This window comes from Exiguobacterium sp. UBA3968, assembly GCF_002385115.1.
Lineage (GTDB): Bacteria > Bacillota > Bacilli > Exiguobacteriales > Exiguobacteriaceae > Exiguobacterium_A.
In genome coordinates this window covers 15,546-15,831 of the sequence record NZ_DGCW01000010.1, presented here as the reverse complement: position 1 = coordinate 15,831, position 286 = coordinate 15,546, and the positions used below count along the sequence as shown (strand labels likewise).

1 pseudogene is annotated in these 286 nt (G+C 42.3%); it reads right to left on the bottom strand.

What is annotated here, in order from left to right:
* Positions 1–180 (bottom strand): annotated as a pseudogene (locus tag B3S86_RS15175) (RNA polymerase sporulation sigma factor SigH); the annotation flags it as partial.
* Positions 181–286: the final 106 nt, after the last annotated feature.

Here is a 286-nt window from a genome sequence, read left to right as displayed (position 1 = left end):
TTGAATGATATCTTCTCGGTCTGCCCCGATCAAAAAATAAGAACGGGCTTTGGCGCGCACGAAATTTCGATACCGCTCGATCAAAAATTCGAGCGCATCGCTGTTGTCGAACTCTTTCGCTTGTTCTACAAGCGCTTCATCGGTCATGCACCCAAACTGGTCGAACGAAACCAAACTCATCTTGTATCCCTCCAAGCATCATTGACGAATAGTTCAATTGTTTTTAATTATACAATAATTACCTGTCGCACGACAATGAAAATTGGCATGACCTCTTTTGTTGTAT